The 14,117-nt window shown below is 60.4% G+C and carries 14 protein-coding genes; all 14 read right to left on the bottom strand.

Going from position 1 to position 14,117, the window contains the following annotated elements:
* Positions 1-87: 87 nt before the first annotated feature.
* Positions 88-537, bottom strand: a complete 450-nt coding sequence (fliJ, locus tag ACLH0I_RS08805) for a flagellar export protein FliJ (protein WP_186704669.1) — start codon at positions 535-537, stop codon at positions 88-90.
* Positions 538-543: 6 nt separating this feature from the next.
* Positions 544-1,902, bottom strand: a complete 1,359-nt coding sequence (gene fliI, locus ACLH0I_RS08800; RefSeq protein ID WP_186704668.1) for a flagellar protein export ATPase FliI — start codon at positions 1,900-1,902, stop codon at positions 544-546.
* Complete coding sequence (gene fliH, locus ACLH0I_RS08795; RefSeq protein WP_411386818.1) at positions 1,892-2,731, bottom strand: flagellar assembly protein FliH; 840 nt, start codon at positions 2,729-2,731, stop codon at positions 1,892-1,894. Before fliH ends, fliI begins: the two co-directional genes overlap by 11 nt.
* A 7-nt stretch (positions 2,732-2,738) precedes the next feature.
* A complete protein-coding gene (gene fliG / locus ACLH0I_RS08790) occupies positions 2,739-3,758 on the bottom strand; it encodes a flagellar motor switch protein FliG (RefSeq protein ID WP_003184041.1) in 1,020 nt (339 codons plus the stop codon).
* Positions 3,751-5,535, bottom strand: coding sequence for a flagellar basal-body MS-ring/collar protein FliF (gene fliF, locus ACLH0I_RS08785; protein ID WP_186704666.1), 1,785 nt, complete (start codon positions 5,533-5,535; stop codon positions 3,751-3,753). The genes fliG and fliF overlap by 8 nt, the downstream gene beginning before the upstream one ends.
* A gap of 15 nt (positions 5,536-5,550) precedes the next feature.
* Positions 5,551-5,877 carry a flagellar hook-basal body complex protein FliE gene (gene fliE, locus ACLH0I_RS08780; protein ID WP_123342173.1) on the bottom strand — a complete coding sequence of 109 codons (327 nt, stop codon included), beginning with the start codon at positions 5,875-5,877 and terminating at the stop codon, positions 5,551-5,553.
* Between the two features lie 224 nt (positions 5,878-6,101).
* Entirely contained in the window at positions 6,102-7,496 is a 1,395-nt protein-coding gene (fleR, locus tag ACLH0I_RS08775; protein ID WP_250962005.1) for a sigma-54-dependent response regulator transcription factor FleR, read from the bottom strand.
* Between the two features lie 5 nt (positions 7,497-7,501).
* Positions 7,502-8,710, bottom strand: a complete 1,209-nt coding sequence (locus ACLH0I_RS08770) for a sensor histidine kinase (protein ID WP_411386817.1) — start codon at positions 8,708-8,710, stop codon at positions 7,502-7,504.
* A 110-nt stretch (positions 8,711-8,820) separates the two neighbouring features.
* Positions 8,821-10,296, bottom strand: coding sequence for a sigma-54 dependent transcriptional regulator (locus tag ACLH0I_RS08765; protein WP_003199076.1), 1,476 nt, complete (start codon positions 10,294-10,296; stop codon positions 8,821-8,823).
* Positions 10,297-10,466: 170 nt separating this feature from the next.
* A complete protein-coding gene (locus ACLH0I_RS08760; protein ID WP_411386816.1) occupies positions 10,467-10,763 on the bottom strand; it encodes a flagellar protein FliT in 297 nt (98 codons plus the stop codon).
* Between the two features lie 11 nt (positions 10,764-10,774).
* Positions 10,775-11,170 (bottom strand): flagellar export chaperone FliS, encoded by a 396-nt coding sequence (gene fliS / locus ACLH0I_RS08755; RefSeq protein WP_250961952.1) that lies wholly within the window; start codon positions 11,168-11,170, stop codon positions 10,775-10,777.
* A 133-nt stretch (positions 11,171-11,303) separates the two neighbouring features.
* The gene (gene fliD / locus ACLH0I_RS08750; RefSeq protein WP_411386815.1) at positions 11,304-12,734 is read right to left on the bottom strand and encodes a flagellar filament capping protein FliD; all 1,431 of its coding nucleotides are present in this window, start codon (positions 12,732-12,734) and stop codon (positions 11,304-11,306) included.
* An 81-nt stretch (positions 12,735-12,815) separates the two neighbouring features.
* The gene (locus ACLH0I_RS08745) at positions 12,816-13,181 is read right to left on the bottom strand and encodes a flagellar protein FlaG (RefSeq protein WP_411386814.1); all 366 of its coding nucleotides are present in this window, start codon (positions 13,179-13,181) and stop codon (positions 12,816-12,818) included.
* A gap of 72 nt (positions 13,182-13,253) precedes the next feature.
* Positions 13,254-14,102 (bottom strand): flagellin domain-containing protein, encoded by an 849-nt coding sequence (locus tag ACLH0I_RS08740; protein ID WP_411386813.1) that lies wholly within the window; start codon positions 14,100-14,102, stop codon positions 13,254-13,256.
* Positions 14,103-14,117: the final 15 nt, after the last annotated feature.

The following is a 14,117-nucleotide window of genomic DNA, read 5'->3' as shown; positions in this document are numbered from 1 at the left end:
CATGGACATACGTGTACAAGGTGTAGCATCTGGTAAAGGTCTGAGCAAGGTTTTGCCTCGTTCATCCGACAAAATCCTCGTTTCCCATCAGTAGGGATTCTGCCGCGGCAGGCGCTGGGACAATTCATCGAGCAGTTTCTGTTCGCGCTTGTCTTCCAGTTGCCGCGCCTCATCGATATAGCGCTGCACCAGTTTGCGCAGCCCTTCGACCCGGGCGAATGCTTCTTGCCAGCTCTGGCGGGCCTTCTCCAGGTTGTTCTGGTGCCAGACCAGGCTCTGGCGCTGCTGATCGATGGCAGTGCCCAGTTGCGCAAGAAATCCTTGGTAACCCAACAACCACTGCCCCGACACCCCATGGGCGCCACGGGCGATCCACTGCTCCTGGTATTCGAGTCGAAAATTTTCGAGGTCTGCCAGCTTGCTCTCGGCAACGGCCACTTGCCCCTGGAAATACGCCAGGCGCTGGACGGCGGTCTTCTCGGCCTTTTCCGCCATGTCCACCACGGGCGCCAGGCGTGCCGCACGACTTGTGGCCATGGTCGGTTATCCGCCAGCGACCGGAGCGAAAATCGTCTGCAGGTGCGCTTCGCTGGCACCCATGCCGATATTGTCGTTCAGGCTCTGGCGCAGATAAACGGCCATCGCCGGGTAAAGGCTGATGGCGGTGTCGGTCTCGCGGTCACCACCAGGTACATAGGCGCCGACGCTGATCAAATCGCGGCTTTGCTGGTAGCGCGACCAATATTGCTTGAACTGCTGGGCACGCCTCATATGCTCGGCACTGATCACCGACGGCATGACCCGACTGATGGACGCCTCGATGTCGATGGCCGGGTAGTGCCCTTCTTCGGCCAGGCGCCTGGACAGCACGATGTGGCCGTCGAGTACGCCCCGGGCCGAGTCGGCGATGGGGTCTTGCTGGTCGTCACCTTCGGACAGCACGGTATAGAACGCGGTGATGGAACCGCCGCCCTTTTCCGCATTGCCGGCGCGCTCGACCAGTTTCGGCAGCTTGGCGAACACCGAAGGCGGATAACCCTTGGTGGCCGGCGGCTCGCCGATGGCCAGGGCGATTTCCCGCTGGGCCTGGGCGAAACGAGTGAGCGAATCCATCAGCAACAGGACGTTCTTGCCCTTGTCGCGGAAATACTCGGCGATACGGGTGCAATACATCGCCGCCCGCATACGCATCAGCGGTGCATCGTCCGCAGGCGAAGCCACCACGACCGAACGCTTGAGCCCTTCCTCGCCGAGGATGTGCTCGATGAATTCCTTGACCTCACGGCCCCGCTCGCCGATCAGCCCTACTACGATAATGTCGGCTTCGGTGAAGCGGGTCATCATGCCCAGCAGCACACTCTTACCTACGCCGGTACCGGCAAACAGGCCCAGGCGCTGGCCGCGACCGACCGTCAATAAACCGTTGATGCAACGAATGCCCACGTCCAGCGGCACGCTGATGGGGTCACGCTTGAGGGGGTTGATCGTCGGGCCGTCCATCGGCACCCAGTCTTCGGCCTTCATGCCGCCCTTGCCGTCCAAGGCCCGTCCGGCCCCGTCCAGCACGCGTCCGAGCATGCTCATGCCCATGGGCAGGCGTCCGTTGTCGGCCAGGGGCACCACGCGCGCGCCGGGGGCGATGCCGGCGACACTGCCCACTGGCATCAAGAAGACCTTGCTGCCGGAGAAGCCCATGACTTCGGCTTCGACCTGCACCGGGTGGTAGCTGTCGTCGTTGATCACCATGCAGCGGCTGCCCATGGCGGCACGCAGGCCCTCGGCTTCGAGGGTCAAGCCAACCATGCGCAGCAAGCGACCTTCCAGGATCGGCTGGCCGGCCAGCTCACTGGCCTCGGCGTAGCTGCCCAGGCGCTTGCCGAAGCTGGTTCGCTCAAGGCGCATCGCGGCTGTCCAGTGCAGAAGTATCCAATTCAGGCACGTCCAATTCCTCCTCGACCGTCGCCACGTCACCTTGGAGTTCGTCCGGCAACTCCAGGCTCAGGTCGGCGGCGGCCGGGTGCAGGGCCTGTTCGTGTAGCTGGTCGAACAATTTGGCCATGATCTGGCTGATGCGTGTTTCAACCGTGGCGTCGATGCGGCTGTGTTCGGTTTCCACCCGACAACCGCCCGGCAGCAGCGTCGCATCCTCGACGATGCGCCAGGTTTCCTCATGGCGCTCGCGCAAGGCCTTGACCAGTTCGAAATCCTGGGGATTGATGTACAGCCGCACGTTGCCCACGCCCAACGGCAACAGCTTGAGCGCTTCACGCATGACCTGTTCGATCTGGGTCGAATCGATGGCCAGTTCGCGCTGGATCACTTGTTTGGCGATGTGTTGCACCAAACCCACCAGGGATTTCTCGATCTGGGTGTCCTGCTCGGCAATGGGGTCGAACAGGTTGAGCATCAGCGATTCCAACGCACGGAGCTTGGCCGTCAACGCCACATCGGCTTCCTGGCGGACCTTGAGCGTGGTGCTGTGGAAGCCCTCCTTTTCGCCCACGGCGAAGCCTTCGTTATAGGCTTCCTGGCGAATGCTCTCGACTTCCTCGAGGGTCAGCGGCTGGACTTCTTCCAGCGGCACCTCCTCCATCTCCGGCAGTTCCTCCACGGGCTCCGGCTCAGGCTCGGGCACGTGGGGGTCGAAGCTGGGCAGCGACCAGACGTCGAAATTACTGACGTCTCGGCCGCGAATCAGGTCGCTGGGTGCTTCATCACTCTTGGCAGACATAACGACCTTAGATCATCTCTTCGCCGCCCTTGCCACCGAGAACGATCTCCCCGGCTTCGGCCATGCGGCGGGCGATGGTGAGGATTTCCTTCTGTGCGGTTTCCACGTCGCTGACGCGCACCGGGCCCTTGGCCTCGAGGTCGTCGCGCAACAGTTCGGCCGCCCGTTTGGACATGTTCTTGAAGATCTTTTCCTTGACGCCTTCGTCCGAACCCTTGAGGGCCAGCACCAGCACGTCGGACGACACTTCGCGCAACAGCGCCTGGATGCCACGGTCGTCGACATCGGACAGGTTGTTGAACACGAACATGAGGTCTTCGATCTGACCGGACAGGTCTTCGTCGACTTCGCGGATCGAGTCCATCAGCTGACCTTCGATCGAACTGTCGAGGAAGTTCATGATGTCCGCCGCGCGCTTGATGCCACCCAAGGTGGTGCGCGAGGCGTTGGAGTTGCCCGAGAACTGCTTCTCGAGAATCTGGTTCAATTCTTTCAGGGCCGCCGGCTGCACGGTGTTGAGCGACGACACCCGCAGGATGATGTCCAGGCGCACCTTGTGATCGAAGTTGCCGAGCACTTCACCTGCCTGGTCCGGGTCGAGGTAAGCCACCACGATCGCCTGGATCTGCGGGTGCTCGTAACGGATCACGTCGGCAACCGCCCGCGGCTCCATCCACTTGAGGCTGTCCAGGCCGCTGGTGTTGCCACCCAACAGGATCCGGTCGATGAGACCGTTGGCCTTGTCCTCGCCCAGTGCCTGGGTGAGCATCTTGCGCACGTAGTCGTCGGAACCGACGCCCAGGCTGGTTTGATCGCCGACGATGTCGACAAACTCGCTCATCACCTGCTCGACCTGCTCACGGTGCACGTTGCCCATTTGCGCCATGGCCACGCCCACGCGCTGGACCTCTTTGGGCCCCATGTGACGCAGCACTTGGGCGGCGTCGGTCGACCCCAGGGACAGCAGCAGGATCGCGGCTTTGTCGACCCGGGACAATTTGGCAACAGCGGCTCGATTATCACTCATCTGCGTTAATCCACTCTTTCACGACCTGGGCCACACGACCCGGGTCTTCTGCCACCAGACTCTTGATGGCGTTCAACTGAGCGTCGTAGCCTTCGCTCGGGCTTGGCAGCAGGATGCTCTGCGGCCCGCCGAGGCTGACGCGATCGTTGGCCAATTCGCCATCCAGGCCACCCATGCCTCCCAGCTCGACATCGCCCAAGCCTGCCAACTGCTTGTTCTTGCCACCACCAGTGATGTTGTTCAGCACCGGACGCAACACACCGAAAACCAGTATCAGGATGAACAACACACCCAATACTTGCTTGACCACATCCCAGAACCAGGGTTGCGAATAAAACGGAATGTCGGCGATTTCTTCACCGCGCTCCAGGGAGAACGGCACGTTGATCACACTGACACTGTCGCCACGGCTGGCGTCGAAACCGACCGCGTCCTGCACCAGGCGAGTGAAGCGCGCCAATTCGTCGGCGGTCCATGGCGCACGGCTGGTTTCGCCGTTGGCCGGGTTGACCTTGACCTGGTCGTCCACCACCACGGCGACCGACAGGCGATTCAAACGGCCCTGCTGCTGCTTGGTGTGGCTGATGGAACGGTCGAGCTCGAAGTTCTTGGTCGATTGCTGACGCTTGTCGGCCGGGTACGGCGCGAGCATCGGCTGGCCGGTGGCCGGATCCATGATTTGCTGGCCATTGGCATCGATCAGCGGCTGGCCTGGCTGCACCATGCCGGCGGCCGCCGTAGCACCACCGGTGGTTTGCGGCGCGCTGGCCGGCGACGGCGGCTGGTTGCTCAGGGCACCGGGCACGCCCTGCGGACCATTGCTGGCGGTACGCTGCTCGTTCACCGACTGCTCGCTGCGCAACGCCGGTTGATCCGGGTTGAACTGCTCGGAAGTCGATTCGACGGCGCTGAAATCCACATCCGCGGAGACTTCGGCCTTGTAGCGACCATTGCCCAGGATGGGTTGCAGAATGTTATGTACCCGCTGGGTGAACATGCCTTCCATGCGGCGGCTGTAGTCGTATTGCTTGCCGGCCATGGTCAGTTCGGAATTTTCCGCCTGGTCGGACAGCAGGTTGCCCTTCTGGTCGACCACAGTGATCTGCGACTTGCTCAGCTCGGGTACGCTGGTCGCCACCAGATTGATAATGGCAACGACCTGGCCTGGCTCAAGGGAGCGGCCGGAATACAGTTCGACCAATACCGAAGCGCTCGGCTTGCGCTCATCGCGCACGAACACCGAGCTTTTCGGAATCGCCAGGTGCACACGCGCACCCTTGACGTTGTTCAGGCTGGAAATGGTCCGTGCCAGCTCACCTTCCAGGCCGCGACGATAACGGGTCGCTTCCATGAACTGGCTGGTACCCAGGCCCTGATCCTTGTCGAGGATCTCGAAACCGATGTTGCCGTCGGTCGGCGTCACGCCAGCGGCGGCGAGCTTGAGGCGCGCACGCGCGACGTCGTCGGCCTTGACCAGCAAGGCGCCAGAGTTGGGTTCGACGGTGTAAGGAATGTCGGCAGAAGCCAGGGTTTCCATGACTTGCTTGGCATCCATGCCCTCCAGGCTACCGTACAACGGACGGTAGTCTGGCTGCTGGGACCACAACACCACGGCGAAACCAATCGCCACGCTGGCAGCCAGGCCGACCAACAGGCCGACCTGACGCAGCATGGTCATCTCGGAGAGATTTTCCAGGAAGGACAGACCGAACAACGGCGGTTTGCCGTCTACCGGAGTGGCCTTGGCTGGAACGTTATCAACGGCTGCTTCTGCCATGACTCAATAATTTCCTTAAACCGGCATCTGCATGATGTCTTGGTAGGCCTGAACCAGTTTGTTGCGAACCTGGGTCAGCGCCTGAAACGAGACAGTGGCTTTCTGCGAGGAGATCATTACGTCCGTCAGGTCGACGCCACTTTTGCCAATCTCGAAAGCACTGGCCAACTGGTTCGAAGCCTGCTGGGTATCGTTCACTTTATTGACGGCCTGACCGAGCATGTCGGAAAAGCTGCTGCCACCCACCTGGGGGACCGCGACCGATTTAGGCTGGGCCATGGCGTCCATTTGCATGGCCCGCATGTCCAGCATCAACCGATTAAATTCAATACCTTGGCTCATGGTCTACTCTCTCTGGCGGCCCGCGTTTTTTTGACACTTACTCAGCGGGTACGTAGGTATTAGCAACAAGGGTGCCAGCTCCATGGCGATAGAAAACAAATGCGCGCACAGCCCCCCTGTGGGAGCGAGCTTGCTCGCGATAACCCCATCACATCCGACCTCGACTTGACTGACCCACCGCTATCGCGAGCAAGCTCGCTCCCACAGGGATTGCTGGTGCTTATTCAACTGGCGAACAGATAGGCCTCGACATCCATGCCGGCGTCGCGCATTTGCGCCAGCTTGTAGCGCAGGGTGCGTGGGCTGATGCCCAGGCGTTCGGCCGCCTCTTTGCGACGACCGCGCTCGGCGCGCAGGGTATCGATGATCATCTGGAACTCGCGGCGCCGCAGGTCGTCCCCCAAAGCCCCCACCGAATCGCCCTCCCTATCCACCGACGGCGCAGTGGTTGCGGCGGGTACCGGTGCCAGGGTCGGCAATGGCGCACAGGCCACCGGCCCGGCCAGGCAGAAATCCTCCGGCTGGATCAAACCGCCCTGCTGCAGGATCAGGGCCCGCTGGATGGCGTTATCCAGCTCTCGGACATTGCCCGGCCACGGGTAGGCAACCAGACAGGCCCGGGCCTCGGCTGAAAGCCGGGCCGCCGCATGCTTCATTTTATTGACGTGTTTGTTCAACAGCCGCTCGGCCAGTGGCAGGATATCGGCGGTGCGCTCGCGCAACGGACGCCAGGCCAGCGGAAATACCGACAGGCGGTAATAGAGGTCTTCACGAAAACGCCCCGCCGCCACTTCGCCGGCCAGGTCGCGGTTGGTGGTCGCCACCACGCGGATGTCCAGGCTGATGGGCTTGCGGGCACCAACCCGTTCCACTTCCCGCTCCTGCAATACCCGCAACAGCTTGGCTTGCAGGCCCAAGGGCATTTCGGAAATTTCATCGAGCAGGATCGTGCCACCGTCGGCCTGCTCGAACTTGCCGGCCTGGGCGGCAATGGCGCCAGTGAACGAGCCTTTTTCGTGGCCGAACAGTGTCGCCTCGAGCATGTTGTCGGGAATCGCCGCGCAATTGATGGCGATGAACGGTTCCCCGGCACGCCGGGATTGTTGATGGATGTAGCGGGCCAGTACTTCCTTGCCCGTACCGGATTCGCCGGAAATCAGCACCGTCGAATCGCTGCGGGCCACCCGCGCGGCCAATTCCAGCAGCTGCGCGCTAGCCGGTTCGATGGCCACCGGGCCTTCGCCCTCCACCGCAAGACTGCCCAAGGCATGACGTGCGACCAGGTCCAGCAGCGCCTTGGGCTCGAACGGCTTGACCAGGTAATCCGCTGCGCCCTGGCGCATGGCATCCACCGCTCGCTCGACGGCCCCGTGGGCCGTCATCAGCAAGACCGGCAGTTGCGGCTGACGGGCGCGCAACAGACCCAGCAACTGATGACCATCCATGCCCGGCATGTTGACGTCACTGACCACCAGGCTGAACGCTTCCCGGCCGACCGCCAACAGCGCTTCTTCCGCCGAACCGACGGCAGCGTAATCGTGCCCGGCCAGCACCAGCGTATCGGCCAGCGCCTCGCGCAGGGCCCGATCATCCTCAACCAGCAACACCTTGATCGCCATTGCGTTCACTCCACCCCCGGCGTGTTGGAAAACAGCGGCAAGCACACCGTCGCGCAGGTGCCACGGCCCAGCCGCGAGCGCAGCTGCAATTCTCCCTGGTGGGCACGGGCCACGGCCTTGACCACGGTCAGGCCCAGGCCAGTGCCGGTGGTCTTGGTGGTAAAGAATGGCTCGCCCAGGCGCGCCAGCACCGCCGGCTCTATACCACTACCGTTGTCGCTGACCGACAGGCGCAAGGTGTTGTCTCGTGTGTATAAGTGCACTTTCAGCCGGACGTCGCCGCCGCTGGCCTGGATCGCGTTTTCGATCAGGTTCAACACCGCTCCCACCAGCGTGTCGCGATTGCACAACACTTCGCCGGCATGGCTGTCGCACTGCCAGCGGATCGGCAATTGCTGCACATGGGTCAATGCCGCGGCTTGCAGCGATTGCAGCAAGGCCTTGGGGCTGACGCGGTCGGTCAACGGCAGCTCGCCGCGGGCGAACACCAGCATGTCGCGCACTTGGTGTTCCAGCTCGTGCAGGCGCTCTTTCAAGCGTCCAGCAAAGCGTTGCTGGGTTTCCACCGGTAATTGCTGCTCGGTCAGATGACTGGCGTAAAGCAGCGCGGCGGAAAGCGGCGTACGAATCTGGTGGGCCAGCGAGGCTACCATCCGCCCCAGGGAAGACAGGCGCTCATGGCGCGCCAATTGGTCTTGCAGGTGACGGGTTTCAGTCAAGTCGTTGAGCAACACCAATTGCCCAGGCTCGGCATCCAGCGAGCGCGTCGAGATGGACAGGCGGCGACCGTCCTTGAGGGACACCTCATGGCCGTCGTCTTCCCGGGGCGCAAAGCAGCGGGCGATAACGTGCCGCCACAGCTCGCCTTCCAACGGCAGGCCGAGCAATTCGCAGGCCGCCGGGTTGGCTTCGCGCACGAAACCGTGGGCATCGATGACGATGACGCCACCCGGCAACAGGTCGAGGAGATTCTGCAGCCGATTGGCCAGCCGTTCTTTTTCCGCCAGCTCCTGCATGCGCTGGGCGCTGACCACGGCCAACTCACCCTTGAGCTCGGTGACCCGGGCTTCGAGCAGGCTGTAGGAATCCGTCAGTTGGCTGGACATCTGGTTGAACAGCGAAAATGCCTGCTCAAGTCCAAGCCGGCTCGCCTGTTCGGCGGACGGCAGGTGTCCCGGCTCGGGGACAGGCGACATCTGGGCGGCTTGGGTCATCGTGCTCTCTCGCTTGGCTGACCGTCAGTTAAACGGAACGTTGCGAGGGATATAGCAATACCCGTGCCGAAAAAAAAACGCCTGAAAATCAGGTGGTTGGAAAACAGGCGTCAATCATCCGCCTGTTCATCTCCTTCGCGACGGCTCATGCCGTACTTGCGCATCTTCTCCACCAAGGTGGTACGGCGGATGCGCAGGCGTTCCGCCGCGCGGGCCACGATGCCGTTGGCATCGTCCAGGGCCTGCTGGATCAGCCCTTGTTCAAGGCCTCCCAGGTAATCCTTGAGGTCCAAGCCTTCGGGCGGCAACAAGGCATTGGCGGTGAAGTCCGGCGTGTGGCCGTTGATCGCCACCCGTTCTTCCAGGTCGCTGCGCAGGCTGTCGACCATTTGCTCGTCTTCATCGTCGACGTAGCGGAATTTCTTCGGCAGTTCGTTCACGCCGATCACCCCGTACGGGTGCATGATCGCCATGCGCTCCACCAGGTTGGCCAACTCACGAACGTTGCCCGGCCAGCCATGGCGGCACAGGGACATGATCGCCGCCGAGTTGAAGCGGATCGAACCGCGCTTTTCGTGCTCCATACGCGAGATCAGCTCGTTCATCAGCAACGGGATGTCTTCGACGCGCTCACGCAGTGGCGCCATCTCGATCGGGAAAACGTTGAGGCGGTAATAGAGATCTTCGCGGAAACTGCCGACCTCGATCATGCTTTCAAGGTTCTTGTGCGTGGCGGCAATGATGCGCACATCGACGCTCTGGGTCTTGTTGCTGCCCACGCGCTCGAAGGTGCGTTCCTGCAGGACGCGCAACAGCTTGACCTGCATCGGCAGCGGCATGTCGCCGATTTCGTCGAGAAACAGCGTGCCGCCGTTGGCCAGTTCGAAACGCCCGGCGCGGCTGGTGATTGCACCCGTGAATGCACCCTTCTCATGACCAAACAGTTCGCTCTCCAGCAACTCGGCCGGGATCGCGCCACAGTTGACCGGCACGAACGGCGCTTCGCGGCGCTTGGAGTGATAATGCAGGTTGCGCGCAACCACTTCCTTGCCGGTACCCGATTCGCCCAGGATCAGTACGCTGGCGTCGGTGTCGGCGACCTGCTGCATCATCTGGCGCACATGCTGGATCGCCCGGCTGGTGCCGACGAGGCTGCGGAACAGGTTGGGTTCGCGATGCCGGCCACGCTCGCGGGCCTGATCGTACATCTCGCGGTAAACCTGGGCGCGATGCAGCGAATCGAGCAGCTTGCTGTAGCTGGGCGGCATTTCGAGGGTGGAAAGTACCCGGCGACGCTGGTCCTCAGGCAAGTCAAGGGAAGAATTTTCGCCCATTAACAAAACCGGAAGGAACTCATCCCAGGTTGAGAGTGTCTTTAGCAAGCCCAAAAGCGTTGCGGGAGCATTTACGGTCCCGATAAGGACACAAATGACTTCACGACTGGACGACAATGAGCCGACGGCCTGCTGCCAGTCATGGCTTCCGCAGGGTAAATTTTCTTCGCCAAGAAAATTCAGGATCACCGCCAGGTCGCGGCGGCGGACGCTATCGTCATCGATCAGGAGAATTTTGGTTTCACGCCACATGCAATAGCAACTTCCCTAGTCAACCCAATGCCCAAAAATTAGGGGGCAAGCTAGACGCTTGCAGACTTGTTATGCCTGTAGACGCCTGAAATCTGTAAACAGTTACTAGTTAAGTCAAAAAACCGTGCACAGTCAAATTTATGGCGCAACGGATTCGGATTAACTGAGCATTAACCGAACAGATGGTAAACCTTTGCAGCGTTCTGTGCTTGATGGATCTGCTGCATCTCATCGACGATCGCCTGACGCTCTCCCGTCGCCGCCTCCAGCAATTGCCGATACACCCCCAGCAATTCCTCAAGATTGATCCGCAACGCCGCCTCGTCCACCTGAGGCTCACCCAGGACGTCTTCCATGCAGGAACGGCACGCCAGGTCCAATTGACCGATGGCCTCCCAGTTTCGCTCGGCCAAGGCATCGACCAAGGCGTCACGGGTTTTTTCGATTCGCTGCAGGACAAGACTCATGAGAGCACTCCTTAGAATTGCGGACCAGGTGCGGCAATGGCGTCCCAGCCTTCCTTGACCGTGCGAAGCAGATCGGCGACTTCGTCGAGGATCTTCGGATCGGCCTTGACGTTGGCTTCGGCCAGACGTTTCATCATGTAAGCGTAAAGAGCATCCAATTCAGCGACCGACTCGGCCTGGTTTTCCAGGTCCAGGCCTTCACGCAAACCACCGACAATGCCGATGGCCTTGCTGATCAGAATGCCTCTGCTTGCAATATCCTTGCGCTCCATCGCGCCCTTGGCCTGGGCAATACGGTCCAACCCGCCTTCCATGAGCATCTGCACAAGACGATGGGGACTGGCTTCGGAGGTTTGCGCCTGGGCGCCAATCTTCTGGTATTGGCGAAGGGCCAACATCGGATTCATGTTCTACCTCATCAAAAAACTTCGGTTCGTATAAACAGCGTATCGACGCTGCGCCAAAAAACTTTAGACCGAAAAGCCGAAAGCCCGGAGCGTTGTCAAAACGTTGCCGGGCTTTTTTTGCATCGCTGAAAAATCAGCTGTTTCTCTGTTGCGCCGTCATTGCCTCGAACATCGAAGTGATGTTGCTGGCAGTGGCCTTCAGCTTGCCGACCAGGGTGTCCATATCGTTGTACTTTTTAGTCAGCACAGCGGTCAGGGTCTCGACCCGACGATCCAGAGCCTCCTGATCGCTCTTCAGGCGGGTCTGGGTCCTGGTCAGCGTCGTGGTCCGCTGATCCAGGATACCACCCCTCTCGCTGAAGGGTTCGATCGCCTTGCCCATGCGTTCCAGCAGGCCGTTGGTGCCCGTGAACAACGTCTGGACTTCACCGCTGAGCTTTTTATCGCTCATCGCTGCGCTGAATTTGACGCCATCGAAGGTCAACGCACCCGTCTTTTGATCGGTGGTAACACCCAACTGGGCCAGCGACGTCAGCGCGTCGCCAGCGCCGGTTTCAGACAAGGGCGTTCGAATCGTCGCCAGCAGCGAGCGGGGCAACGCATCGCCGGTCAATTTTGCCGGCACCGTCAACTTCCCATCGGCATCGAGCGACGGCTTGGTCAGTGCGGTAATGCTATTGGCGACCGCGTTATAGGCATCGACAAATTTCTGGATCGAGGCCTTCAAGCCATCATTGTTCGGCGCCACGGTAACGGTTGAAGTGCCGCCGTCCGCTACTCCGAGCAGATTCAACGTCAGCCCGGAGATTGCCGTGCTGACTGTATTGCTCTTGCTGGTCAGCAGCATGCCATCGACTGTGAAGCTGGCATCTTTGGCCAGGGCACCGATGGCGCCCGCCGAAGAAGCCGTCAACGCAGTATTGTTGGCACCCACAACGTTCGTGCCATCGATCTCCAGCCCCGCAATACCACTCACCGAAATATCGGAGCCTGCGCCGGTCGTGGTCGAACCCAGCACCAGGCGCGAACCGAAGGAGTCGGTGATGATGTTCGCACTGACACCGGCCGCCTTGAGCGACGAGTCGGCGTTGATCGCGTCGCGAACCGATTGCAAGGTGGAGCCATCCGGCACATTGAGGTTGTAGTTGTTCCCCCCCTGCGAGATGGTCATCGTACCCGTGGGAATGGCACTGGTCGTACCACCCGCGAAGGCCGCCGAAGTGACCTTGGACGCAGTGGCCAGGTTGGTGACTTTGATGGCGTAAGTGCCATTCACCGCCGTGTTACTGGCGGTAGCCGTGAGAACGCCGGGAGCTGAAGATGTCGCAGCAAAACCCGAGAATTGCGGGGTCGTTGTGCTGGACAAGTCCTTCATGGCGGTATTGAAAGCTGCCAACAACGACTTCAGGGTACCCACCCCGGAGATACTGTTGGTAGTCGTCGTCGTCGCTCGGGTGATCTGACCTTGCTTGGCGGCCTTGTCGGAATCGACCAGCGCCTTGACGATAGCGCCGGTATCAAGGCCGGAGCCTAGACCCAAGCCAGGTAGAATTGGACTTGCCATGTGGGACTCCCTTCAGTATGTCGCCGGCCTTTTGGCCTTTACACGCCCAAAAGAACATAACAACAAAATTCGTGCCGATTGTCAGGCTTCGGCGCTGAACAACAAGCTGTTTGCATCATTCAAACTGTTGGCCAGTTTCAGGACTTCTTCGTTCGGAATCTGGCGAATCACTTCACCGGAACCACTGGCAATCACTTTGACCACTACTTTGCCTGAAGGCTCGTCAATAGAGAACTCCAGATTGCGCTTGACCGACTGGACGAACTTCTCGATTTCCTGAACGGCTTTCTTGAGTTTGTCCTGCTCGGCGGCAGCGTCTTTAGGTGCTTCCTTGACCGGGGTCACGGTAGCAACCTCGGCTCGAGGCTTCTCCACGGGCTTGTCGGCCACGGTAGGTGCCGGCTTCGCCGCTGGATAAGACAAGTTCAGCTTCACGCTCATATCCATGTCCATCACCTCTTGAACGGAAAAAGCGAGAGAGCACGCAAGCGCACTCCCCCGCTAAAACTCATCCGGCTATTACTGAAGCAGCTTCAGTACAGCGGATGGCAGTTGGTTGGCCTGGGCCAGAACCGAGGTAGACGCTTGCTGCAGAGTCTGCTGCTTGGTCAGTTGTGCAGTTTCAGCAGCGAAGTCGGTGTCTTGTACGCGACCCAGTGCAGCACTGGCGTTTTCGTTGATGTTCTGCAGGTTGGAAATGGTGCTGGCGAAACGGTTTTGTGCAGCACCGAGGTCGGCACGAGCACTGTTGATGGTGTCGATCGCACTGGTGATTGCGTCCATCGCCGATGCGAAGTTGGTTTCAGCAACAGCGCTGTCGGAACCAACGATGGTGATTGCCGAGTCAACACCCAGGGCTGCAGCGTCGAAGCTGGCGCTCAAAGTCAGGGAGATCTGGTTGTCAGCACCGGTGTTCGAACCGACCTGGAACGTCATGGTGCTGGCGGTACCGTCGAGCAGGTTCTTGCCGTTCAGGTTGGTGCTGTTGGCGATACGGGTCAGTTCGTCGCTCATCTGCGAGAACTCTTTGTTCAGAGCGATACGGTCATCTGCGCTGTTGCTATCGTTACGGGACTGGATGGCCAGTTCACGCATACGTTGCAGAATGTTGGTCTGCTCTTGCATCGCGCCTTCAGCGGTCTGCGCCATGGAGATACCGTCGTTGGCGTTTTTGATCGCCATGGTCTGACCGCGGATTTGCGAGGTCATACGGGTAGCGATCTGCAGGCCGGCGGCGTCGTCTTTGGCGCTGTTGATTTTCAGGCCGGAAGACAGGCGAGTCATCGAAGTGGAGAGAGCGTCGGAAGCACGGTTGAGGTTCTTCTGAACGTTCAGCGATGTGGTGTTGGTGTTTACTGTTAAAGCCATGACGAATTCCTCGTT

This window comes from Pseudomonas sp. MPB03, from assembly GCF_046605385.1.
GTDB classification, from domain to species: Bacteria; Pseudomonadota; Gammaproteobacteria; order Pseudomonadales; family Pseudomonadaceae; genus Aquipseudomonas; species Aquipseudomonas zanjanensis.
Note: the sequence above shows the minus strand (reverse complement) of the source record. Positions and strands in the feature narration are given on the sequence as shown.

What these genes read in the sequence shown, in the direction of transcription:
- fliI (WP_186704668.1), bottom strand. Translation starts at nt 1,902, where the DNA reads ATGCGCCTTGAGCGAACCAGCTTCGGCAAGCGCCTGGGCAGCTACGCC.
- fliS (WP_250961952.1), bottom strand. Translation starts at nt 11,170, where the DNA reads ATGAATCCGATGTTGGCCCTTCGCCAATACCAGAAGATTGGCGCCCAG.
- fliE (WP_123342173.1), bottom strand. Translation starts at nt 5,877, where the DNA reads ATGAGCCAAGGTATTGAATTTAATCGGTTGATGCTGGACATGCGGGCC.
- fliD (WP_411386815.1), bottom strand. Translation starts at nt 12,734, where the DNA reads ATGGCAAGTCCAATTCTACCTGGCTTGGGTCTAGGCTCCGGCCTTGAT.
- ACLH0I_RS08760 (WP_411386816.1), bottom strand. Translation starts at nt 10,763, where the DNA reads ATGAGTCTTGTCCTGCAGCGAATCGAAAAAACCCGTGACGCCTTGGTC.
- ACLH0I_RS08770 (WP_411386817.1), bottom strand. Translation starts at nt 8,710, where the DNA reads ATGACCCAAGCCGCCCAGATGTCGCCTGTCCCCGAGCCGGGACACCTG.
- fleR (WP_250962005.1), bottom strand. Translation starts at nt 7,496, where the DNA reads ATGGCGATCAAGGTGTTGCTGGTTGAGGATGATCGGGCCCTGCGCGAG.
- fliF (WP_186704666.1), bottom strand. Translation starts at nt 5,535, where the DNA reads ATGGCAGAAGCAGCCGTTGATAACGTTCCAGCCAAGGCCACTCCGGTA.
- fliG (WP_003184041.1), bottom strand. Translation starts at nt 3,758, where the DNA reads ATGAGTGATAATCGAGCCGCTGTTGCCAAATTGTCCCGGGTCGACAAA.
- fliJ (WP_186704669.1), bottom strand. Translation starts at nt 537, where the DNA reads ATGGCCACAAGTCGTGCGGCACGCCTGGCGCCCGTGGTGGACATGGCG.
- ACLH0I_RS08765 (WP_003199076.1), bottom strand. Translation starts at nt 10,296, where the DNA reads ATGTGGCGTGAAACCAAAATTCTCCTGATCGATGACGATAGCGTCCGC.
- ACLH0I_RS08740 (WP_411386813.1), bottom strand. Translation starts at nt 14,102, where the DNA reads ATGGCTTTAACAGTAAACACCAACACCACATCGCTGAACGTTCAGAAG.
- fliH (WP_411386818.1), bottom strand. Translation starts at nt 2,731, where the DNA reads ATGTCTGCCAAGAGTGATGAAGCACCCAGCGACCTGATTCGCGGCCGA.
- ACLH0I_RS08745 (WP_411386814.1), bottom strand. Translation starts at nt 13,181, where the DNA reads ATGGATATGAGCGTGAAGCTGAACTTGTCTTATCCAGCGGCGAAGCCG.